The sequence below is a fragment of the Vibrio aquimaris genome (genome assembly GCF_009363415.1).
Lineage (GTDB): Bacteria > Pseudomonadota > Gammaproteobacteria > Enterobacterales > Vibrionaceae > Vibrio > Vibrio aquimaris.
In genome coordinates, this window is the sequence record NZ_CP045350.1 from 2,124,543 (window position 1) to 2,148,397 (window position 23,855).

The 23,855-nt window shown below is 42.3% G+C and carries 17 protein-coding genes and 2 pseudogenes; 8 read left to right on the top strand and 11 right to left on the bottom strand.

The window, feature by feature from the left end; genetic code table 11:
- Positions 1-17 precede the first annotated feature (17 nt).
- The 3 genes from tsaB to FIV01_RS09845 all read right to left on the bottom strand — a co-directional run bounded on the left by tsaB (position 18) and on the right by FIV01_RS09845 (position 2,990).
- Positions 18-719, bottom strand: a complete 702-nt coding sequence (gene tsaB, locus FIV01_RS09835; protein ID WP_152430845.1) for a tRNA (adenosine(37)-N6)-threonylcarbamoyltransferase complex dimerization subunit type 1 TsaB — start codon at positions 717-719, stop codon at positions 18-20.
- A gap of 8 nt (positions 720-727) precedes the next feature.
- Positions 728-2,653, bottom strand: coding sequence for a DNA repair helicase YoaA (gene yoaA, locus FIV01_RS09840; protein ID WP_152430846.1), 1,926 nt, complete (start codon positions 2,651-2,653; stop codon positions 728-730).
- Between the two features lie 136 nt (positions 2,654-2,789).
- On the bottom strand, positions 2,790-2,990 hold the full coding sequence (locus FIV01_RS09845) for a hypothetical protein (RefSeq protein WP_152430847.1): 201 nt from the start codon (positions 2,988-2,990) through the stop codon (positions 2,790-2,792).
- Positions 2,991-3,186: 196 nt separating this feature from the next.
- On the opposite strand from FIV01_RS09845, the gene purU reads away from it, so the two are divergent.
- Positions 3,187-4,020 carry a formyltetrahydrofolate deformylase gene (purU, locus tag FIV01_RS09850; protein ID WP_152430848.1) on the top strand — a complete coding sequence of 278 codons (834 nt, stop codon included), beginning with the start codon at positions 3,187-3,189 and terminating at the stop codon, positions 4,018-4,020.
- 49 nt (positions 4,021-4,069) lie between these two features.
- Here purU and FIV01_RS09855 read toward each other — a convergent pair whose 3' ends face one another.
- Positions 4,070-6,082 (bottom strand): NADPH-dependent 2,4-dienoyl-CoA reductase, encoded by a 2,013-nt coding sequence (locus FIV01_RS09855; protein ID WP_172971830.1) that lies wholly within the window; start codon positions 6,080-6,082, stop codon positions 4,070-4,072.
- Between the two features lie 198 nt (positions 6,083-6,280).
- Between FIV01_RS09855 and sppA the strand changes: the two genes are divergently transcribed.
- Positions 6,281-8,131 carry a signal peptide peptidase SppA gene (gene sppA / locus FIV01_RS09860; protein ID WP_152430849.1) on the top strand — a complete coding sequence of 617 codons (1,851 nt, stop codon included), beginning with the start codon at positions 6,281-6,283 and terminating at the stop codon, positions 8,129-8,131.
- A gap of 320 nt (positions 8,132-8,451) precedes the next feature.
- Positions 8,452-9,642, top strand: coding sequence for an MFS transporter (locus FIV01_RS09865; RefSeq protein ID WP_152430850.1), 1,191 nt, complete (start codon positions 8,452-8,454; stop codon positions 9,640-9,642).
- Between the two features lie 68 nt (positions 9,643-9,710).
- Here the strand turns inward: FIV01_RS09865 and FIV01_RS09870 are convergent, their stop codons facing one another.
- Both FIV01_RS09870 and glsA read right to left on the bottom strand, forming a co-directional pair.
- Entirely contained in the window at positions 9,711-12,407 is a 2,697-nt protein-coding gene (locus FIV01_RS09870) for a response regulator (protein ID WP_152430851.1), read from the bottom strand.
- Positions 12,408-12,594: 187 nt separating this feature from the next.
- Positions 12,595-13,602 (bottom strand): glutaminase A, encoded by a 1,008-nt coding sequence (glsA, locus tag FIV01_RS09875; RefSeq protein ID WP_152430852.1) that lies wholly within the window; start codon positions 13,600-13,602, stop codon positions 12,595-12,597.
- A 358-nt stretch (positions 13,603-13,960) separates the two neighbouring features.
- Between glsA and ansA the strand changes: the two genes are divergently transcribed.
- From ansA to FIV01_RS09895, 4 genes and pseudogenes are all read left to right on the top strand, one after another.
- Positions 13,961-14,977, top strand: a complete 1,017-nt coding sequence (gene ansA / locus FIV01_RS09880) for an asparaginase (RefSeq protein WP_152430853.1) — start codon at positions 13,961-13,963, stop codon at positions 14,975-14,977.
- A gap of 586 nt (positions 14,978-15,563) precedes the next feature.
- Entirely contained in the window at positions 15,564-16,979 is a 1,416-nt protein-coding gene (locus FIV01_RS09885) for a coniferyl aldehyde dehydrogenase (protein ID WP_152430854.1), read from the top strand.
- Between the two features lie 29 nt (positions 16,980-17,008).
- The gene (locus tag FIV01_RS09890; protein ID WP_152430855.1) at positions 17,009-17,452 is read left to right on the top strand and encodes a hypothetical protein; all 444 of its coding nucleotides are present in this window, start codon (positions 17,009-17,011) and stop codon (positions 17,450-17,452) included.
- A gap of 130 nt (positions 17,453-17,582) precedes the next feature.
- A pseudogene (locus tag FIV01_RS09895) lies at positions 17,583-18,173 on the top strand (alkaline phosphatase family protein); the annotation flags it as partial.
- Positions 18,174-18,231: 58 nt separating this feature from the next.
- Here the strand turns inward: FIV01_RS09895 and FIV01_RS09900 are convergent.
- Positions 18,232-18,801 (bottom strand): TetR/AcrR family transcriptional regulator, encoded by a 570-nt coding sequence (locus FIV01_RS09900; RefSeq protein ID WP_152430856.1) that lies wholly within the window; start codon positions 18,799-18,801, stop codon positions 18,232-18,234.
- 651 nt (positions 18,802-19,452) lie between these two features.
- Here FIV01_RS09900 and FIV01_RS09905 point away from each other — a divergent pair.
- Positions 19,453-19,734 (top strand): annotated as a pseudogene (locus FIV01_RS09905) (IS4 family transposase); the annotation flags it as partial.
- A 55-nt stretch (positions 19,735-19,789) separates the two neighbouring features.
- On the opposite strand, the gene serS reads toward FIV01_RS09905, so the two are convergent.
- The 4 genes from serS to FIV01_RS09925 form a co-directional block, all read right to left on the bottom strand.
- The gene (serS, locus tag FIV01_RS09910; protein ID WP_152430857.1) at positions 19,790-21,097 is read right to left on the bottom strand and encodes a serine--tRNA ligase; all 1,308 of its coding nucleotides are present in this window, start codon (positions 21,095-21,097) and stop codon (positions 19,790-19,792) included.
- 96 nt (positions 21,098-21,193) lie between these two features.
- Positions 21,194-22,540 carry a replication-associated recombination protein A gene (locus FIV01_RS09915; protein WP_152430858.1) on the bottom strand — a complete coding sequence of 449 codons (1,347 nt, stop codon included), beginning with the start codon at positions 22,538-22,540 and terminating at the stop codon, positions 21,194-21,196.
- A gap of 2 nt (positions 22,541-22,542) precedes the next feature.
- Positions 22,543-23,139 (bottom strand): outer membrane lipoprotein periplasmic chaperone LolA, encoded by a 597-nt coding sequence (lolA, locus tag FIV01_RS09920; RefSeq protein WP_152430859.1) that lies wholly within the window; start codon positions 23,137-23,139, stop codon positions 22,543-22,545.
- Positions 23,140-23,218: 79 nt separating this feature from the next.
- Positions 23,219-23,818: an SEC-C metal-binding domain-containing protein gene (locus FIV01_RS09925; RefSeq protein WP_152430860.1), complete on the bottom strand. Its 600-nt coding sequence runs from the start codon at positions 23,816-23,818 to the stop codon at positions 23,219-23,221.
- Positions 23,819-23,855 lie beyond the last annotated feature (37 nt).

A 23,855-nucleotide genomic window follows, 5' to 3' on the forward strand; every position in this document is an offset into this window, starting at 1 on the left:
CCCCGTGTTAAGTCCTCTTATTCTCTACCAGGCAGCTTCTTCCATGCTACTTTATCACGTAAGTAAACCGGACTGGCTTCTTCAACGGTTTCCACATTGCCCTTTTCAAATTCAAACTTGGCCAACACAACAATATCTTCAGCATCTGGGTACAGAATATTACCCGTCACAATATCGAATTGAACAGTATCCAACGACTCTTTATAAGCATCCCAACCTGTGCCAGCTGTAACCCAAGATATATCATCGGTTTGACTATTATCAGCAACTACAGCAGGAGGGATCACAGCCTCGTCATCGACAGAAGCCCAAGTGCCATCTTCTTGACGCATAAAACGCCCCCAATACACTTCACTCATGCGAGCGTCAATCGCACAGGCTACATGCGTTGCACCCATATTACGGTAACTACCTTGAGCCATCGCCTGTAATGTGGAAATACCAATCATAGGCAGCTCAGCTCCAAACGCTAAACCCTGTGCAATACCAATGCCAATACGGACCCCAGTAAAACTACCTGGACCTCGACCAAATGCCAACGCATCCAACTCATTCAAGCTAAGACCCGCTTCTTTCAATACTTCGTCCACCATAGGTAGAATTTTCTTCGTATGATCTCGAGGTGCAACTTCTCTACGTACGTACACAAGATCATTAACAAGTAATGCGACAGAACAATTTTCAGTTGCTGTATCTAAGGCAAGAATTTTTGCGCTCATTGAATTCTCTAACTATCTGTTTCTTTAATTTGTGCAAGAAAATCTTGCACGACTGCCAAATCTCGCGTTCTGGGAATTGGCGGTAAACTGGCAAGAAAAACTCCACCATAATCCCGAGTGACCAGCCTGTTATCACAAATGATCAACACACCTTTATCTGTTTTATCCCTAATTAAACGCCCTACTCCCTGTTTCAAGGTGATGACAGCGTCTGGAAGTTGAACCTGTGAAAATGGCTGACCTCCTTTTAACTGACAGTCCTCAATTCTTGCTTTAAGTAGAGGATCATCAGGTGCTGTAAAAGGCAACTTGTCGATAATAACACAGCTGAGGGCATCACCTCTAACATCAATACCTTCCCAAAATGCGCCTGTTGCAACCAGTAAGGCGTTCCCCAGTTCCATAAATTCACTTAGAGTTTTTTGTTTACTGGTTTCTCCTTGCATTAGCACAGGGATTGATAAGCTATTGCGAAACCTTTCAACCAATTCTTTCATCATATTATGAGACGTACACAGGAAGAAGCATCGACCCTGATTTTTTTCAATCACTGGCCCTAACATAGACGTTAACTTATCCGCCATATTAGGGCTATTAGGTTCAGGTAAGTAGCGAGGAACACACAACTTTGCTTGAGTGTGGTAATCAAACGGACTAGCCAAGGCTAACTCAGTACCAGCCTTAATACCAAGCCTAGAGGTAAAGTGTCCGAAGTCTCCGTTTACCCCTAAGGTTGCAGAGGTGAAAATCCAAGCACCTTTTGTTTGTGTAATCTGCTCTTGAAATTTATCAGCGACCGACAAAGGAGTGATATGCAAGCTAAAATGGCGAGGTGTTGTCTCATACCAATATGAGTATCCAGTAATGGAAACATCACACAATCTAACTAGGCTAGCGTGTATCGCACTAGCTCTCTCATAAGCTGTGTCAAGAAGCTGACTACGACCAAGCGCTAATTTTAGTACTTCGATACAAAATTTAAGCGTCTCGCGCAAACGCTCAAGATCCCTTTCAATTGAAGCAGACTGTATAGCCTCGCGCCAATTACCTCTATAACCAGGCTCCCCCAACGCAACCCTGAGATCCATTGCACCTTGTAGCAACTTCTCCCCAACTTTTTGTAACTGACGCATGTCTTTAGCTTCAGCGCGATAAGCGATTTCAATATCTTTAGACAATTCTTGGATCTGACGACTAGACAATGATTGACCAAAATATTGACTGGCAATATCAGGTAACTGGTGTGCCTCATCAAAAATAAAAACTTCAGCTTCGGGAATAAGCTCACCAAATCCAGTTTCCTTTATCGCTAAATCAGCCAAGAAGAGATGATGATTGACCACAACTACATCGGCATCCATGGCTTTTTTGCGAGCTTTGAGAACAAAACAGTCTTGATAGCTGGGGCAATCTTTTCCCAAACAGTTATCATTGGTTGAAGTGATTGTGGAAATTACGGGGCTATCTTCAGCAATATCACTGCATTCACCCAGATCACCACTTTTCGTTTCACTCGACCAGGACCTCACTTTAACCAATTGACTAAGAAAGTTAGTGTCTGTTCCCTCACCATGGCTTTCGACCATCTGGCGACTTAAACGATCAAGACATAAATAGTTTGACCGGCCTTTTAACAGAGCGACTCGCCCGCCAAAACCGAGAGCATCAGTCACTAGGGGTAAATCACGGTGAAACAGTTGCTCTTGGAGATTTTTTGACCCTGTACTGATGATGGTCTTTTTTCCACTTTGCAGTGCTGGAATAAGGTAAGCAAAAGTCTTTCCCGTTCCTGTGCCCGCTTCAATAACCACTTGCTGACTGGATTGAATCGCAGTGGAAACGGCTTCAGCCATCTGTAGCTGGGCTTTTCGCGGTTGAAAGCCCTTAATTACTTTACCTAAGGCACCTTCAGCTGAAAAAATTTTTGAAATCATCAAGTAGGAATGTGAATCTGAGATTGGGTAAAAACGGATTATGTCAGGTTCAAGCTCGCGATGCGAATTTAAATAGAGTGAACAAATGCACACGCCTCTTCTCAAAAGAGGATGTGAACTTTTTACTTTCAGTTACTTAGCGTCGATTCAAATAACGCGAAAGCCAAGCGGGGCCTTCAAACTCATTTTGGCAATCTGTCATTGCACGAGCAGCTTCACTGGGCGATGCTCTGTTTTCCCACATTTCATTGAGAAGTTCTTCATTAAGCTCTTGATCGCCAATCAGCGCACTTACTCTTTCGCAGTACAACTTGCGCGCAAGTAGATCTCTGTCCATATCTACTACCTCTCGGGCTGACACCAGGCAGTTTCTCGACAAATTCACCCAGCCAATCGGTTAACTAGGATTAATGCTTGAAACTGTCACAACATTAGGATAATTGTAGTCAGTATAGTTACAGACCGCTTAATAATTTAGCGCCAAATTTCAGTTATTCGTCACAAACAACATAATTCACGGAAGTCACATCCCAATGGAAAAGAAAACACTACTTACTCATTGTAAAGATGCGCCAGGCCTTATATCAAAAGTAACCAACATCTGTTACAAACATCAGCTCAACATTATTCACAACAACGAATTTGTAGATAATACGAGCGGTCACTTTTTCATGCGTACTGAACTGCAAGGGTACTTCAACGATAGTATACTCCTTGATGAACTGGATCAGGCTTTACCTCAAGGGGCGTCACGAAAGTTAGTTGGGGCTAATCGAAAACGTATCGTGATTATGGTGACCAAAGAAGCACATTGCCTTGGCGATATTCTAATGAAAAGTTACGATGGGAGCCTCAATGTTGATATTGCTGCTGTGGTGGGTAATTACGATATTCTTCAATGCCTTACAGAAAAATTTGATATTCCCTACCACTATATCTCACACATAGGATTAGATAGGGAAGAACATGAGAAGAAAATGCTTGAGGTGATTGATCAATACAACGCAGATTTTCTTGTTCTAGCCAAATTTATGCGTGTATTAACACCTTCTTTTGTTGAAAACTATCGCCATAAGATCATTAACATTCATCACAGCTTTCTCCCTGCGTTTATTGGCGCTAGGCCTTACCAACAAGCCTATGATAGAGGTGTAAAGATCATCGGAGCGACCGCCCACTTTGTCACCAATGATCTCGATGAAGGCCCTATCATCAAGCAGGACGTCATACCTGTTGATCATAACTTTAGCGCGGGAGATATGGCGCAAGCCGGACGCGATGTTGAAAAAAGCGTTTTGAGTAAAGCATTAAATAAAGTGGTCAATGACCATGTGTTTGTGATGGGAAATAAAACCGTCATACTTTAATCTATACACGGGAAGACCTTAAATAAAGGCCTTCCCGCTCAACTTTAATTTACAGCTTTATCGCCAGCTCTACTCCTTGACGAATTGCCCTAACTGCGTCCAATTCTCCAGCGTGATCTGCACCGCCAATAATGTGGAGTTTATCGCCCATTTGTTGCCATTTGTCTTCAAAAGGCCTAACCGACTCTTGACCAGCACATATTATAACCTTATCAACTTCAAGTAATTGGGTTTTGTTGTTACAGGTAATATGCAAACCTTGCTGATCAATTTTGTCATAACTCACACCGCCAAGCAGGTTTACCCCTCTTTTCTCCAAAGTTCGCTTGTGAATCCAGCCTGTTGTTTTTCCCGGTCCTTTACCCACTTTTCCTGCGCGGCGCTGAAGAACCCAGACATCTTTTTCAGTGTGAGAATCTGGATATGGGAACAGACCTCCTGGATGAGAAATATCTTTATCTATTCCCCAATCGTGGAGCCAATCATCGAGGTTATGACCAGACGGCTCTGTTAACATGGTAGCCACATCAACACCAATACCACCAGCGCCCACAATCGCTACTTTTTCTCCAACATAAGCTTTCTCTTTGATCAATGTTTGGTAATCGATAACTTTCTCAGGGTTTTCAACTCCTTCGATCTTAACCTTACGTGGCTCAACGCCAGAAGCCATGACAACCTCATCATACTCAGAAAGTAAATCAAAGTTGGCTTTTGTCTCAAGGTGAAGTTTTACACCCGTTTCATCGATTTGATTTGCAAAATATCGAATAGTCTCTCGAAACTCTTCTTTTCCTGGGATCTGCATAGCGAGGCGGAACTGTCCACCAATTCGATCGTTTCTTTCAAATAAATCAACATGATGACCTCGCTTGGCTAAGGTCGTAGCACAGGATAGCCCAGCTGGTCCAGCTCCAACGACAGCAATATTTTTTGGCGAGCTGGTGGGAGTGACTCTGAGCTCATCTTCACGGCAAGCAAGCGGATTGACTAAACAGCTTGCCCTCTTACCTTTGAAAACATGGTCTAAACAAGCTTGATTGCATCCAATGCAAGTGTTGATTAAATGAGCCTGTTCATTTTCCGCTTTCACTACAAAATAGGGATCAGCCAAGAACGGACGTGCCATTGACACCATATCTGCATGACCGCTAGATAAGATACGCTCTGCCTCTTGCGGAGTGTTTATACGATTACACGTCACTATTGGAACAGAGACATGTGGACGAACCTTTTCCGTTACCCAAGTAAAAGCACCACGTGGCACTTGCGTCGCAATTGTAGGAATGCGCGCCTCATGCCAACCAATCCCAGAGTTGATTATAGTCACTCCCGCTCTCTCTAGCTCTTTTGCTAGAATGACTACTTCATCAAACGTGCTGCCTTCTTCGACTAAGTCCAGCATGGATAGACGAAAAATGATAATAAACTCTTTCCCAACTGCTTGTCGCATCGCTCGGACAATCTCTAGTGGGAAGCGAATACGATTCTCATATTTCCCCCCCCAATCATCGTATCTAGTGTTGGTTCGCTTACAGATGAATTGATTAATTAGATATCCTTCTGAGCCCATAATCTCAACCCCATCATAACCGGCTGATTGGGCAAGTACGGCACTATTAGTAAAAGCTGCAATAGTTTTCTTTATTTGCCGATCACTCATTTCACTCGGAGCAAAGCGAGCAATGGGCGCTTTGATAGCAGATGAACTTTGAGAAAAGGGGTGCATTGCATAACGACCAGCATGCAAAAGCTGAAGCGCGATTTTGCCGTCATGCTTATGAACAGATTCAGTGACGATTTTGTGGGCTTTAGCGTGTTTTGGCTTGCTAAACTCAGCGCTAAACGGATGGAGTCTGCCCCGTAAATTGGGAGAAAAGCCTCCTGTCACAATCAGACCAACACCACCCTTTGCACGCTCGGCATAAAAAGCAGCCAGTTTTCCCAGCCCCTCTTTATGTTCTTCAAGGCCAGTATGCATAGAGCCCATCAAGACTCGATTTCTAATCTGAGTAAATCCTAAATCCAAGGGCTTTAACAAATTTGGGTACATAGCAGACATCACTTTATTATCTTATTCTGGTCTGACCACAATAGATTTGACTGCGATTAAAATCAAACAAGTGTTTACATTTTTGTAACACCGATCAATCTTGTAGTTGTTCAAGTATACTAGTTTAAGTAGGATGTATATCTACTCACACTTTTATGCTCAAGCGTATCTAGATTTATACCTGTGCACATGCGCAGTGGAGCCAGAATGAAAAAAATATTCAAGTATATTGGCATGATTTTCAAAGGCTTTTGGAAAGCCATCACCTTTGTTCGCCTTGCTTTAGTGAACCTCATATTCCTAATTACACTCGGACTTTTGTATTTCATATACTCAACCGGTGGTTCGGTAACACCGAGCGTTGCTCAAAAATCAGCTCTCGTTCTCAATATTTCGGGCCCAATTGTAGAGCAATCTCGCTACGTGAACCCAATGGATTCAGTTGCTGGTTCTCTATTCGGTGAAGATATACCAAGCGAAAATTTGCTATTTGATATAGTAGACACCATTCGTCATGCCAAAGATGATGAAAAGATCACTGGAATTGTGCTGGCTTTAGGTAACATGCCGGAGACAAACTTAACTAAGCTTCGCTACATAGCAAAAGCAATTAATGAATTCAAAGCTTCTGGCAAACCCGTTTACGCCGCTGGCGATTTCTACAATCAGAGCCAATACTACCTTGCCAGTTACGCAGATAAAATTTATCTAGCTCCAGATGGTGCAGTACTCATCAAAGGCTATAGTGCCTATTCAATGTACTACAAAACACTATTAGAAAAGCTTGATGTAAATACGCATGTTTTCCGTGTTGGCACCTATAAGTCAGCTATCGAGCCATTCGTACGTGACGATATGTCAAAAGCCGCAAAAGAGTCAGCCTCACGCTGGCTGGGACAACTTTGGGGGGCTTATGTCGATGATGTCGCGACCAATCGCCAGGTTTCAAAACAAACACTAAACCCGAGCATGAAAGAGTTTTTGGCCCAGTTAGAGGAGCAAGATGGTGACCTTGCAGGTTTATCTCTTGAGCTTGGACTAGTCGATGAGCTTGCTACTCGTCAACAAGTAAGAGCCGACTTAGTTGAAGTGTTCGGCTCTAATGGAGAAGATAGTTATCAGCATGTCGATTACTACCAATATATGACTACCCTAAAACCTGAGTTTGATTCTGCAAAAGATGACATCGCTGTAGTCGTTGCAAGTGGTGCCATTATGGATGGCTCACAGCCACAAGGTACAGCAGGCGGTGACACAGTTTCAGCACTTCTTCGTCAAGCTCGAAATGATGATAACGTTAAAGCGGTAGTGTTGCGTGTCGACAGTCCAGGAGGCAGTGCATTCGCATCTGAGGTAATACGTAACGAAATACAAGCGCTAAGGGAAGCTGGTAAACCGGTCGTCGCATCTATGTCAAGCTTGGCTGCATCTGGTGGATATTGGATTTCTATGAGTGCAGATAAAATTGTCGCTCAACCGACAACACTGACTGGCTCAATTGGTATTTTCAGTGTGATTACTACTTTCGAAAAAGGACTAAACAAGTTAGGAGTCTATACAGATGGTGTTGGTACTTCTCCTTTTTCAGGTGTTGGTATAACAACTGGCTTATCCAAAGGAGCAAGCGATGCACTTCAACTCGGCATTGAGCATGGATACCATCGTTTTGTTAATCTAGTCAGCGAAAACAGAAATATCGATATCAATAACATGGACAGCATAGCTCAAGGCCGTGTATGGACAGGACAAGATGCAGAAAAGTTTGGTCTAGTAGACAAAATGGGGGACTTTGATGACGCAATAACCTTAGCCGCCGAGCTCGCCAAGTTAGATGATTACAACTTATATTGGGTTGAAGAGCCACTGACACCAGCCCAAGAATTTATTCAAAACTTGATGAATGAGGTTAAAGTCAAACTTGGTCTAGATGTTTACGCTCTTATTCCTCACACACTAAGACCTGCAGCAACTCAAATAATTCAAGATACAAGTCTACTAAGCAGCTTTAACGATCCTAAAGGCCAGTATGCGTTTTGTTTGAATTGCCAAGTTAACTAAATAATATCCAACACAGCTATAGCGCCTATATCAAAAATATAATGTATAGGCGCATTTTCTAGCTACCTTAGAGTCTTTTTACTTCCTAATTTAAATCTATTGACTTCTTAATCTATCCGCTAAATTTTTGAAAAAGTTCATTATATCATGTATGATGCCCACATATTAAAAAAGTAAAAATATAGTTTTTATAAAAACTTCACTACTTAATATATTGACAATTTAGTTAGTTAGTTTTCGCCTCTATTTTTGACAAAAACAATTCGGCAGCTTTTATAAAAACCTATAGATACAAACTAAATATAGAGAGGAATACAATATTGTCGTTAACGTGGAAACAGAGAGCTAGTGCTGTTCTTGGTAATGCTATGGAGTACTATGATATCGCGGTATTTGCGTCGATATCTATGTACATTTCGCAATTATTTTCAAACCAAGGGATTGAACATTCAGAATTTATCGTATGGGGTGTATTTGCATTGAGATTCTTAATTCGTCCCATTGGTGGTGTTGTCATTTGTCGCTATGCCGCACAGTATGGGCGAAAAAAGGCCTTGGTTTTCTGTAATCTACTTACAGGTTTTGCGACTGTCTCAATGGCTTTAGTCCCAGTTGAAACGGTTGGCCAATATGTAGTGGTTATATTCTTAGTGCTACAAATGCTCCAAGCATTTAGTTTTGGGGGAGAATATCCAACCTTGTTTAACTACCTTTTGTATGATGCAAAAAAATCTGAGCGTTCTAGAATTAGCAGTCTTATTGTATCTAGCTCAATTTCAGGCGTTATCATATCACTATTAATCGTTGCTGGGCTGGAGTACTTCCTTAATCAAGAGCAAATGATGACTTGGGGTTGGAGAATACCGCTATTTATTGGTGTTATAAATATTATCGTCAGTCTATACCTTCGTCTTTCTTTGCCAGAGTTACCAAAAGCTGGAAAAATAGCGACTCAAGCTAACTATAAAGTTATTACAAAAGTTTTCTGTTTATCCGTTCTTGCCGGTGTCATATTCTACGTACAAAATTTAGCAAGTGGCATTTTAGGTAAAGCAATGAATATTGAGAATCTAGCATTAATAAACTCTTCGATCTTGGTTTTATTGATATTTACATTCTCATTTATTGTAGATAAATACTTTTCTACCAAACAAGCCTTTAAGTTTGGTGCCATCGCCATGTTGTTTTCCGCTATCCCACTCTTTGCACTGCTTGGCTCTGAGCAATTTATTTTGCAAGCATGTGCTGTTTTAGGTATTAGTGCCTTATCTGCCGTTATATTAGGCAATACAGTGGCCGTACTTTGGCAGCATTCAGAAAACCACATTACAAGTCTAGGGGTGGGTTACAATATCGCCTTATCTATCTTTGGTGGCCTTACACCCCTTATAGTGACAGAGGCGATGGAACATGGTTCAGCCTACGTGGGTTTATATCTAGCAATAGCTTCAATACCCTGCTTGCTAGTACTTTTTCTCACAGATACAAGGCCAGAGCTTTCTCCTGCATAGGAGTACAAGAAAAGCTTATGAACGCAGACTCAGAATACTAGTTTCCGAGTCTGTATCGATTTCCCAATTTATAACGTTATACTCTCGATTTCTTGTAAAAGCGTCTCTTTCCTAAAAGGCTTGGGTAAATATGCATCCATACCGGAATCAAAACAACGACGAATATCATCATCTATCACACTCGCTGTCAGCGCAATAATGGGCGTCTTAGACAGACCAGAGAACCGCTCATATTCTCGAATCTTTTGTGCCGCTTCAAATCCATCCATCACCGGCATCATGCAGTCCATTAGAATAATATCAAAATTGCTATCTTGCGCATATTTTTCCACCGCTACCTGTCCATTTTCCGCGATTTCAAACTGATAACCCGCTTTACTCAGGATTATTGACGCAACTTGTTGATTAACATTGTTATCCTCGACCAACAAAATGCGTCCTAAATAATCAGATAAAGATTCGCTAGGTACCTTAGTCATACCTTTAGGCTCTGCCTCTAATTTTTTTGGTTGTCTTCGCGTGGGAGCCTGAGGTACAAATGCTGACAGTTTTTCTCGGAGAACATCTGCTTTAAATGGCTTAGCTAGATAATCATCCATACCGACATCAAAACACTTTTGAATGTCTTCATCCACTACGCTAGCAGTAAGTGCAATAATAGGGACAAGGCGGTCTCGGTTTTCCTCCCGCTCTAATTGACGGATCTTCTCTGTTGCTTCAAATCCATCCATGACTGGCATCATGCAATCCATAAGTATCAACGCATAGTTATGTTTCTTAAACATTTCTAAAGCCTGCTTACCATTTTCAGCAAGATCAAAACTATAACCGGATTTCTCAACATGAATTGTCGCAATCTTTCGGTTAACCTCATTATCATCAACCACCAATACCTTGTTGATGTTAACGTCTTCTTTAGTTGTTTTTAGCGTTTCAATAGAAGATTGAGCAAAGCTATGTTCCAATCGCTCTATCAACTTCACCAAGCGCTGGCCTAGTAAAGGCTGGGTAATTACAGCGCCAACGCTTTCTCCAAAATCAAACTGTTGGCTGTGTAGGTGCTTTATTAAACATACATTTTTGCCCAAATCATGAATATGACGAAAGAGACTCTCACTTTGAGCTGCCATGTTAGGTCTAGTTTCGACGTAGATAACAATAACATTATCTTTCTCATATACCCATTCAGGTAAATGGGCCAGCCCTGTCACGGATTGGTAAACAGGTGTATGATAGAAGTTTAAAGATTCGCATAACTGATCTTGCTGAGCTTTGTCATCACAGACCAAACATAACGGACTGATTCGTGAGATATTCTTGGAATCATAACCCAATTGGGCAATGGGTAGACAGAGTTCAAAGAAAAAGCGGCTACCCTGACTTTTTATTGACTCTAAGCGAATTTCCCCCCCCATAAGTTCAACCAATTGGGTACTGATGGCTAGCCCGAGCCCTGTACCACCAAATTGTCGCGTTGTAGATTCATCTTCTTGAACAAAAGGCTCGAAAATTTTCTTTTGCTGCTGCTCATCAATCCCTATTCCTGAATCTTGTACAGAAAACTCCACAACAGCATTTGTATCTTCCACCTTCTTAGTGGTTACGCAAAGATGCACCTCACCCTGATCAGTAAACTTCACAGCATTAGACATAAAATTCATCAATATTTGGCGCAATCGATGATCGTCAACCATCAGACAATAAGGCGTATTTGCAGTCACCGTTACTTTTAGCTCAACTTCTTTTTCTTGGGCCTTGGGTGAAACAATTGATGCGATATCATAAATCGATTCTCTTATATTGGTAGCATTGGGGCTAATGACAAGCATTCCAGATTCAACCTTAGAGAAATCCAAAATATCATTAATGAGATTGAGTAATAGATGAGATGACGTCTCAATAGTACCTACGTAGTCACGTTGGATGGCTGTTAATGAAGTATCAGAAAGGACCTCTGAAATACCTATCACACCATTAAGGGGGGTTCGAATTTCATGTGACATATTTGCCAGAAAGCTACTTTTAGCCTTACTGGCCTTAATCGCATCATCTTTTGCTTTTTCTGCACTTTCTCTGGCTTGGTTAAGCTGATAATAATGGTTTTCAATCACATCGCTAGAGTGATTAAACCTGTCTGCCAAGTTGGTAATCTCGTCTCTAAACCATGCATGAGGAAGCAAAATTTTATTCGGAGCTTGGTCATTTTCACTACTGCTGACGGTTTTCTCCATCACATTTATCCGCTTGATGACAAAAAACCATGTGAAGGCAAGAACACTTGCCACTAATAGCACAATACGAATACTTTCTGCAAAAAGGATATGAACAAACTGTAACCACAAGCTATCGTAGGTAGGCGTGAGATCCGATTGAATAATCAAATTTCCCAAAACATAACTCTTGCCTCTCAATTGGTATTCTAGTGGCCATACTTGCGTTATCGCATTATCATCTAGTCTATGCCCTCTCTCGATGACTGACTCTTTATCATTCCATATGTTGGCGTAATCTACACCTGGTAACGTTAACAGCCCTTCGATCTGAGATTTAAGAAGCGCTCTGTCTTCTACCCATAAACTACTGGTAATGCTTGATAACTGGCTTACCTTTATGTTTGATAGAGCATTGTTGATATGGCTTATATCAAGTTGGAATCTATGATACAGACTGTAGCTCGTGGTCGTCAGGGCAAGAAACACACTAATAATGGTGACGGCGAAGAGTAGCTTTTTATTAATACTCAAGTATCGACGCTTGCCTTTCATATGAACCCTAGCTCTTATTTTATCTTATTTTAAATAAGGATAGTCGGATGTACGAAAAGTGTGAAGTGTTGCGGAAACTTCATCGGTCACCAAGGTGTTTTTTCGCCCAAGGAATGACTAGACAACGACAAAGAAGGCTAAATAACCAGTACCCTTTGCGGTACTGGCTTATTGTTCTGAATTAAGGTTACTTTTGCTTGGAGTAAGGGTTTAAGTTCATCTCTTTAACAATATAACTTACGGCTCTCTGAGCTCGCACACTATTACCAAACTCATCAAGCGGTGGTGATACTACACCAACGGCCATTTTTCCCGGTATAATGGCAATAAAACCACCACCCACACCACTTTTTGCTGGAACTCCCGTTTCATAAAACCAGCTACCTGAATTATCATACACACCAGACATAACCATTGACGATAATATGTTTGGCACATAGTCACCGTTTAGTATTTTTTTATGTGTTAGTGGGTGTGAACCATAATTAGCGAGAACCGACCCCATCACCGCCAAGTCATGAGCGGTGACATTAACTGAACACTGCTTGGTATATGTGGTCACTGCATCAAGAGGGCTGGTGCCCAGTCTTCCATATGAATCAAGCAGAAAAGCAATACCAAGATTGCGCTTGTTGTCTTCCATTTCCGACTGCAATACATCATTATTGATTTTGAGCTTTTTACCTGCAAAATTGTCCAAATTACCCTTAATCATCTTCCAACGATCAATTTCATTTTGAGTCGTTAGCCAACTCACTGTAGAAATAGCGCCAGCATTAACATAAGGGTTAGATGGAGAGCCTTGCTGATTTTCAATCGCTAAAACAGAGTTAAAGGGCATACCTGTAGGCTGAACCCCTATGGTCTCCTCAACAAAATCTGGCCCTTTGTTTTTCATTAACAGTGCTAGAGTAAAAACTTTTGAAACAGACTGTATAGAGACCGGAGCGTCATAATCTCCAAATTCACAAACGCGTCCATCTGTAGTCACAACTGAGATACCGAAGGTTTTTGGGTCAACAGACTCCAGCGCCTTGATATAAGCAGCATTATTACCAGAATTTAGGCTCCTGAATTTAAGGTAAGCCGCCTGTGCAACAGCGCAAACTTGGTCGTCTTCTCGCTGGTTTGCAAACGAGGGAACTGTAAATAAAAAAATAAGTAAAGAAGAAAACAATAAAAATTGTCTATGCATACAAAGCCTCGATAAACAAGCTAGTTAAATTGCAACTCAGGTAGTGGAGAAAATAAACATAATGCTCAGATAATTCACCAAGAAAGATAATAGCAAAACTTAGCGAATGTCATTTTATAAACAACTAAGTCATCAAAGTAATTGGTCATACCAGTGCTCTTGAGACCTTAAGCTAGTCTAGGTTTAGGTGTTCTCCTCTATACAAAGCGTTAAAAATGATTTTAGGGCTTAGCTTACGGTATTTATTGACAATTAAACAGATAAAAGCGAATAGATGAGGAGCTACCTACTTTTCCTTGGCTTATATTAATATATAATCCCATGCTCTGTTCCCCTACAATTGACTGGTTTTTAAGCTATGGCAAGAAGACATATTTATATCGCTTATACTGGCGGAACCATCGGAATGAAAAAGTCTGATGATCACGGATACGTTCCTGTGGCAGGTTTTATGGAAAAACAGCTAGCAAGTATGCCGGAGTTCCAACGTCCCGAAATGCCCAAATTTACTATCCATGAATATGCCCCTCTAATCGATTCATCGGATATGACTCCAAAAGATTGGCAGCAAATCGCAGATGATATCCGAAGCAATTACGATAAATACGATGGATTTGTCATCTTGCACGGCACTGATACCATGGCTTACACGGCATCAGCTTTGTCATTTATGCTTGAAAACTTATCAAAACCCGTGATTGTAACAGGATCCCAAATCCCATTGGCAGAGCTTAGATCTGATGGCCAAGCCAATTTGCTTAATGCTCTCCACATAGCGGCGAACTACCCAATTAATGAGGTCACGCTTTTCTTCAATAATAAGTTAATGCGCGGTAATCGAAGCACTAAGTCACACGCAGATGGTTTTAATGCATTTACCTCTCCGAACCTATCTCCCCTTTTAGAAGCAGGTATCAATATCCAGATCGGTAACGATGTTGTGGTAGATGAAAAAGCGACAGGAGCATTTACAGTACACGACATTACACCACAGCCGATTGGTGTGATTACCATGTATCCTGGTATCTCACACGAGGTGATTCGAAATACCTTGCTACAACCTGTTAATGCGATGATTTTGCTTACATTTGGCGTAGGTAATGCCCCGCAAAACCCAGAGCTTTTGTCTCACCTCAAAGATGCATCGGAACGTGGTGTTATCGTAGTCAATCTTACCCAATGCTTGGCAGGTAAAGTCAACATGGGGGGCTATGCCACAGGCTGCGCTCTTGCCGAAGCAGGTGTGATCAGTGGATATGACATGACACCAGAAGCTGCATTGGCAAAGCTTCACTATCTACTCAGCCAAAATCTCAGTTATGAGCAAGTAAAGGCTCAGATGCAGCAAGTGTTAAGAGGCGAAATGTCTATTTAATTATTAGCCACTTTGGCAAAGTATATGAAATAAGCCGATGATTTATCGGCTTTTCAATAAATTGATCTGGTGAGTTTAAGTCTGCTTGTTCACTCGAATAATTCGGTTCATGACGTAGCTTTAAAGAACAAATGAGCCCAAAATATGCAAATTGATACCCAAATATAGTTGCGAAGATAATGATACAAAAAAAGCCAGCCTTTCGGCTTAATGCCGTTCTGATAAGTATTAACACTTATATCCAAATGGATATTTGGCTGGAACAAAGAGGACCATGCTAGAACCCGGGCAGATTGATGTTGAGGGAGACTCTGCTTGCGAGAAGTTTTATGCTCTCGCAGGATAAGTGTGTCCAGAGGCCACTGCCTTCACGTCAAAAATAAACTTTGCGCCCCCCCTCCCCCCCATCTCTTACTTTCCTCATTTATTAGTTTTAATTCATGCGTTTAAGGTAGTTAAAACTCATTGTTCTACTCAGAAAATCCCTTTTATCAGTAAAAACTTCTGACATAAAATTGACAATCCCCATCTAGACCGACCGGTTTGTCTTGCTTATTGTGTATGGAAATTAACCATGAGGTGCCGTATGAAATATGATCTAACAACAGTGCAGATGGAAAATGCTCTTAGTTCTATGAGGGAGGCATTTACAGCGAACCCGATGCCAAGTCAGGCTAGCAGAATCAAGAAACTAATGGGGCTTAAGTCCGCGCTAATCGAATATACAGACAAACTTTGTACAGCTGTCAGCTTAGACTATGGGCACCGAAGCCAACTGGATACATTGATGGCAGACATCTTGCCTTGTATAGGCAATATTGATCATACAATCGACTGCCTACCGCATTGGATGACGTCGTCAATTCGCCACTCAGGAGCTTTGCTTTCTACGTCTCGAGTTGAAGTGGTTTACCAACCTAAGGGGGTGGTTGGGATTGTTACACCATGGAACTTTCCTATCATGCTGTCTGTGGGACCACTAATATCAGTGCTGGCAGCAGGTAACCGAGCGATGATAAAAATGAGTGAATTTACCCCACACACCAATCTGGTGCTGGGTGAAATGCTTGCTACGGTATTTGATCACAGTGAAGTTCAAGTTGTGGAGGGTGAAGCCGATATCGCAGCATCGTTTACGGCGTTAAATTTTGATCACATGTTGTTTACGGGGTCAACGCAAGTTGGTCGCCACGTAATGAAAGCCGCTGCGGCCAATTTAACGCCTGTTACTCTTGAGTTAGGCGGAAAATCGCCGGTGATTGTGGCGGAAGATATGCCAATCAATATTGCTGTAGAACGCATTATTTATGGCAAGAGCCTTAACAATGGGCAGGTTTGCGTAGCTCCGGATTACATATTGTTGCCAGAGAGTAAAGTTGAGCAGTTTATTGATGAGTACAAATCTCAGTACCAAAGTTTGTTTGTTGAAGGGGTGTATTCGAACAACCTGACCTCAATGGCAAACCAAAGGCAGTATGAACGCATAATGGCGTTACTGGATGAAGAAGAACAGGCAGAAACTCGAATTGAAGCCTGCCATAGCGATGCACTTGATCCTTGTAACCATAGGCTAGTGACCCACTTATTGGTTGAACCAAGTTTGACCTCTACTGTTATGACAGAAGAGATCTTTGGCCCTATACTGCCAATTATCGGATATAAAAATATCGAAGAGGTGTTTTCCATCGTCAACAGTAAACCTCAACCTCTCGCATTATACCTGATGACTTTTGATCGAGACTTGCAAGCGCAAGTGAGAACCAGAGTTCATTCCGGGGGAATGTGCATCAACGATTGTGTGTTCCACTTGGCTGTGGATGACGCACCATTTGGTGGCGTTGGAGAATCTGGGATAGGACATTATCACGGTAAAGAAGGTTTTTTAACTTTCTCTCATGCTAAAACCGTAATGGAAACAGGCGTGGACCATAGAGTAAAACACTTGTTTTCAGCGGAAGATAACGAATTGAAATCAGCAGTCATGAATATGCTTGGAAAATAGCAAGTGATTTAAATTTTAGGTTTATTTATATGTTAGAACGATTTTTTGAAAAAACGATCAAATCCTATTTGATCATCACAGGTCTACTCACTGCCACTGCATTCTCTACGTTTTTGGCACCAGAGTGGAGCATGAAAACTTTGTTTTCCTACAATGACGTCATGATGATAAATAAGGAGTACTTGCAAGGAGCCTATCAGCATTGGGGAGTAATGGTGGGTTGTATCGGCGTTCTGCTCATGTTCTCGGCGAAATACAAACAGCTTAGAACCTCGACAATGATTTACAGCGCGTTCGAGAAATCCATGTTTGTTGGCATTTTCTTGTACAACGTTTGTATCAATGATTACCAATGGTTCTACGGTTGGAGTGGTGTGTTCGCGCTCGATGCGTTCGTCACGATTTATTCATTGGTGTATCTGTATTACTACTTGAATAGAGATAAATCTAAAACGCCAGCACACCTTCGTTGACCACCTTGTTAAAGATAAGCCCGCGTACTGCGTAATCCAAATATAGATAGCATTACAGAAAATGGAATGATGCTATCGGATTATTACGCTTAGCCGGCTTGTACCGCTGGGCGTTCTGCTTTTCTAACAGGGCGGTATGACACAATTCCACGGTGAAAAAGGGACTACTTGGGAAGGAAGCGTTAGAGCACCTGCTTTAGTCAGCTGGCCAGAAAAAATCCCAGCAGGCTCTGTGAACAACGGCATATTTGATGGCATGGATTGGTTACCAACGCTAGTCGCTGCAGCGGGAGGTCCTACCGACCTCAAAGAAAAACTACTGAAAGGCCACGATGGCTTCAAGGCCCACCTTGATGGTTACAATCAATTAGATATGCTCACTAAAGATAGCCAATCGAATCGTAATGAAATTTTCTATTATGAGCGTGATAAACTTCAGGCGGTTCGTGTTGGTGATTGGAAAGCCCACTTTGTGGTTCAGAATCATGGATGGAGTGGACCAAAAGAAGAGTTAAATGTACCTTTGCTTTTTAACCTTCGCCGAGACCCTTACGAAAGGGCGGCGGAAGAATCTGGGATGTACCTAAAGTGGATGGGACAAAAAATGTGGGCATTTGGTCCTGCGCAGGCAGCAGTGCAGAAACACTTAGCGACCTTTAAAGAGTGGCCGCCTCTCACTCCGGAAATGCCAGCTACAAATAATGGTGGTGTGGGTAACTAACCTAAAGCACCAACGAAAAGGGCCCTCATCGCGGGCCCTTTGCTATATGGGAGCTAGTCTAGCTAATTGAGGTAATCGTCTCTTGCATGGCAGTCTCTAGAATCGCACGATTTCTTTGCATTGCCGCCATGAGAGTAGAGCCAAGCCAAAGTCCATAAAGTGTGCGAGACAGCGCTTTAGGATCAGCGATATTAAAGTCGTCATCTTCATTTCCTTCAATAAACAGATCCGCCATTCGCTGGATGATTTTCTCGGTACCCTCCGACATTGTGGACTGCATTTGGTTGGAAGTGCCTGAAATCTCACCTGCCAGTTTGACGACCAGACACTGAATTCGAAAGTCGTCCGTTAGTTTGGATTCGCTCCAGAATGTAAAGTACTCGATAACTCTTTGTTGGCGAGTTATTGTATCATCACCTAAGTAGCCATCTAATATTGATAAGTGATTATCAAAGTAATCACCAAGTAGGATTTCGCCAAAATGCTCTTTTGATTTGAAGTAGTGGTAAAAAGAACCTTTGGTGCCCTCTGCTTCGTGGATGATCTTCATAAGCCCAACACCGGCAAACCCATGTTCATTAATCAGCTTGAAGCCAGCATCCAACATGGCTTGACGCATATCTTTCATTGGTTATTGCTCTCTATAACATAGTCTAGATAGCATACCAACCGCTTGGTATAGTGGCGACAAATAATTTCACTTAGCCACATTTGAAGGTGAATGTAACTTGGCCTTCAACTGAGAACTTACATCGTCAGCGGCGCAAGGCGCAAGGCGCAAGCTTATTGATGTTTTCAACTTGTGCCTAACTTGTAAATCGCAGCGTGCATATAGAATGATTTGGATCTAAGCTTTGGCACAGCGGAATCAGTTTGCGTCAGGTTTTGTCGCAAAGTTTATTTTGACGTAAAGGCAGCGGCCTCTGAACACACTTATCCTGCGAGAGCATAAAACTTCTCGCAAGCAGAGTCTCCCTCAACATCAATCTGCCCCCGTTCAACATGGTCCACATTTCTCGGCCATGAAGTGAAGCCGTCGCTCCTTCGGCCGGTTTCCATCCCAAATTAAGATGACAAAACGGTTAGACCACCAGATTGAAGACCTGTTGCCCCAAACAGCAAATTAAGAATACTTTAAACTTTGCGAGGACAATCTGGCGCGAACCTCATCATAGAGCTGAGGCTAAGTAATAGTCTCTAACAGACTCTGAATATATTAGCGCAAATCAGCTCGTTACCTTGACCTCTACTTGCAATAACGGGGCGTACCATATATTAGGGCATTTTGCTTGCCTATAATTTAGCACGTCTAGAAATGATTCGTATTGCAGGAGATGCCAATGTAAGCCCGGCTCGGGTTAGCTTCACAGCAACAATGAATTTGATAGATACCCAGTTGCGTTGGCTAGCGCTCAGCCCCGGTGGCACTTTACCTATTAGGCTCAAACAAATGCGAGAGAACATCAGCCATTTCATTTTGCCAGATAAAAGAAAGGACCGAACGTTTCCAAGTTCAGTCCTCTTTATTCCAGCCAAATATCCATTTGAATATAAGTGTTAATACTTATCCGAACGGCATTAAGCCTAAAGGCTGGCTTTGGGTTGAATGACTGCTCTTACCCTATGTGAGTCGCACCACCCATATATTTCTGCAACGCGGCAGGAATTGCAATACGGCCATCGGCTTCTTGGTTGTTTTCCAAAATAGCCACCATAGTACGACCAACAGCCAAGCCTGAACCGTTTAATGTGTGTAGTAGCTCTGGCTTTTTCTCACCTTTACGACGAAAACGAGCTTGCATACGACGAGCTTGGAAATCCCAAGTATTCGAACAAGACGAAATCTCTCTATATGTCTCTTGTGCTGGAACCCAGACTTCTAGATCATAGGTTTTACGAGCGCCAAAGCCCATATCCCCAGTACATAAAATAACTTTACGATAAGGAAGTTCTAGCATTTGCAGTACTTTTTCAGCATGCCCGGTTAGCTCTTCTAAAGCTGCCATTGAATCTTCCGGCTTGGTAATTTGAATCAGTTCAACCTTATCAAACTGATGCATACGGATAAGTCCACGCGTATCACGGCCATACGAACCTGCTTCAGAACGGAAACATGGCGTATGTGCCGTCATCTTAATCGGCAAATCTGCTTCATCAACTATGGTGTCTCTCACCATATTGGTTACTGGTACTTCCGCTGTAGGAATAAGAGAGAGCTTACGTGGTTCTTCATCGTTAACTTTTTCAGTTAATGGCTCGGTATGGAAAAGATCTTCGCCAAACTTTGGTAACTGTCCTGTACCATATAAGCTGTCAGAATTAACCAAATAAGGTACATAAACTTCTGTATAACCATGCTCTTCTGTATGTAAATCAAGCATAAACTGAGCGATAGCACGGTGAAGACGCGCAAATTGCCCTTTCATTACTATAAATCTTGCGCCAGTAATTTTTGTTGCGCAGGCAAAATCAAGGCCATCGCCCATCTCGCCCAAATCTACATGATCTTTGACCTCAAAATCATAAGACTTGGGTTCACCCCAGCGCGACACTTCAACATTATCATTTTCGTCTTTACCAGCAGGCACTTCATCATCAGGTAGGTTAGGAACCGACAAAGTAATGTATTCCAACTTATTCTGGATCTCTGCGAGCTGTACTTTTTTAGCTTCTAGATCACTTCCGAGTGTACCTATCTGCTTTTTAATCTCTTCTGCACCTTCTTTGTCTCCTGCCGCCATTTTCTGGCCTATCTGTTTGGAGATCGAATTACGACTGGATTGTAAATTTTCAACTTCGACTTGGATCGACTTACGTTGATCTTCAAGTGTACGGATTGTCTCTACGTCTAGCTTATAGCCACGACGCGCCAGTTTTTCAGCTGTATCATCCAGCTCTGTACGAAGTAATTTAGAATCCAGCATTGTTAATCCTATGCTTTGGTGTAGTGAAATTTACGCTTGAACATCGTGCCCAAGCGCTTTGGTAATTAGCCTGACAAATGTATCCAAAAAAGAGGCTTATTCATAGCGCTTTTGTGGGCTTTTTGCATCTAAACTTGCTAGATAATCTAACTTTTCCGCAATTTTTACCTCTAAGCCTCGATTTGTCGGAAAGTAATAGCGTGTATCCTGCTTTTCTTGAGGGAAGTAATTCTCACCGGCCGCATAAGCTCCGGCTTCATCATGGGCGTAACGATACTCTTCACCATAACCAAGATCTTTCATTAATCCGGTTGGAGCATTACGCAGATGAACAGGAACCTCGTACTCAGGCTGATTATGAGCATCTTGAAGTGCTTGCTTCCAAGCCGTATATACCGCATTACTTTTGGGAGCACAGGCCAAATAGACAATAGCTTGCGCAATCGCTCTTTCACCTTCCGCTGGGCCAACTCGAGTAAAACAATCCCAAGCAGATAAAGCCACTTGCATTGCCCTTGGGTCAGCATTGCCAATGTCCTCTGATGCAATTGCCAACAAACGGCGAGCAATGTATAAAGGGTCACACCCAGCAGCAATCATTCTTGCAGCCCAATAAAGCGCTGCATCAGGGTCTGAACCTCGAATCGATTTATGTACTGCAGAAATTAAGTCATACCAAATATCGCCTTTGTTATCAAAACGAGATACCTTTTCTCCTGCCACTTCGGCGAGCAGTGGTAAGGTTATCTGCTTGACTCCTTGCTCATCCTCTGTCGCCATGTCATAGAGCAACTCCAGATAGTTCAGCGACATACGAGCATCGCCATTGACCAATTCAGATAGACGGTCAAGTACGTGGTCAGCAAAGTGAGCTTTGAATTTACCCAAGCCCAACTCTTTATCATTAATGGCTTGCTCAAGTGTTTGATAAATATCTTGTACTGATAGAGAAGTAAGCTTATATACGCGGGCGCGCGATAGCAGGGCGTTATTCAATTCAAACGATGGGTTCTCTGTCGTCGCACCAATAAAAGTAATGGTGCCATCTTCAATGTGAGGCAAAAAAGCATCTTGCTGAGATTTGTTAAACCGGTGAACTTCGTCCACAAACATGATGGTGCGAAGTCCGGCTGCTTGGTGCTCACGCGCTTTCTCAATCGCCAAGCGTATATCTTTAACCCCTGAAGTGACAGCAGACAGGCGCTCTACTTCGGCATGAGCATAATTGGCCGAAATTTCAGCCAAAGTCGTCTTTCCTGTACCTGGAGGTCCCCAAAGGATCATAGAATGCAGATGTCCAGACTCAAGAGCACGGCGCAGGGGCTTACCTTCCGCTAAGATATGTCGCTGCCCAATATACTGCTCAAACCTTGTTGGGCGCATTCTTGCGGCAAGCGGCCGAAAGTCCTCTTGCCCTGTAAAGTCCAAACAATAATTACTCATTGCTATTTCCTTTGATCATCAACCTCAACCCCTTTAGGAATGGTAAAAGTGAAACGATCGGCGCTCGGTTTAGATAAACTGACATTGTTAAATATGAAGTCACTTCTCTGACCGTCTTGTTCAACAATACTAAAACCTTTTACCGCTCCTTTTTTATCAATTTCAAGCCTGAAGCTACCTTGGTTGCTATCAACTGAGGTTGGAATTAATGTAAAGAAATCACCTTGCTGGGAAACTTTGTAGCTATCCCAATCACTGGGCTTGTTGCGAGTCAGCAACACGAACGGTGTTTGTTCTGTAGCTTGTTCCTGTGAGTAAATACTTACCTGCTCTATAAACGGGCTGTAGTACCACAACGACTTTCCATCAGATACCAACACATTTTCATCAGGCGAAATGGTTTCCCAGCGAAACAAACTTGGTCTAGAAATATCTACTTTTCCAGCACCTTTAGTTAACACATCGCCTTCTGGGCTAATTAACTGCTGGGTAAAATCAGCGCTAAAGCCCTCTGACAGTTGCAGCCTTTTACTTAGCTCGTCTTTAGGCGCTGCAAACACAGAAAAGCTCAACAAACATAGTACAGCAAATTTTTTCATTCTTTTTATCCTATTAAGTCGACACCACAACTTTACATCTTGATATCAGGATGTTTGACCGATTTCGGTTAACTTTGTTCTATTGTCCACAACACTGTTTAAATTTTTTTCTGCTACCACACGGGCACTGTTCATTGCGGCCCACACCTTTAAATGGATTTAGTGACTGCGCTTTCGCGCCTAACATGATTTCATCTGCAGCAAGTGCTACTTCATTGATCATTAAATCAAGTTGCGGAGCTAAATCATTTAACGAGGGTGGAGATTCAACGCCAGCGGCTTTCATCTCAGCTTGAGTCTTGCTTTCATCAATAGCCAACATCAATGTCGTGAGCAAAGCTTGAAGCATTCTTAATGAGCCATCGACAATATTCGCTTCTTGCCACTGTGGCTCTACCTTGGGCCACATAGTCATAAAACCTTCCGCAAAATCCGCCAATTGCTCATCCTTTTGAGAAGCATCGAGCAATGACAACAACGAATACTCATTGCGTTTTAAATAAGCGTATTGCTTGTGAATATGCTGCTCAACCTCAGCGTTAGGCGTATGGTTAGGAAGTACCTCTGACAGCCATAGTTCAGGATCCAATGGCTTTGTCGCTAGGTTGGCCGCAAGGATCACGCCCTCGATGAAAATTTCAGATTCTTCGGATTCAAGTTTTAATAATGGATAAGTCATGCATGTGCTTCAGAAGTCATAATAGCTTGGACCATTA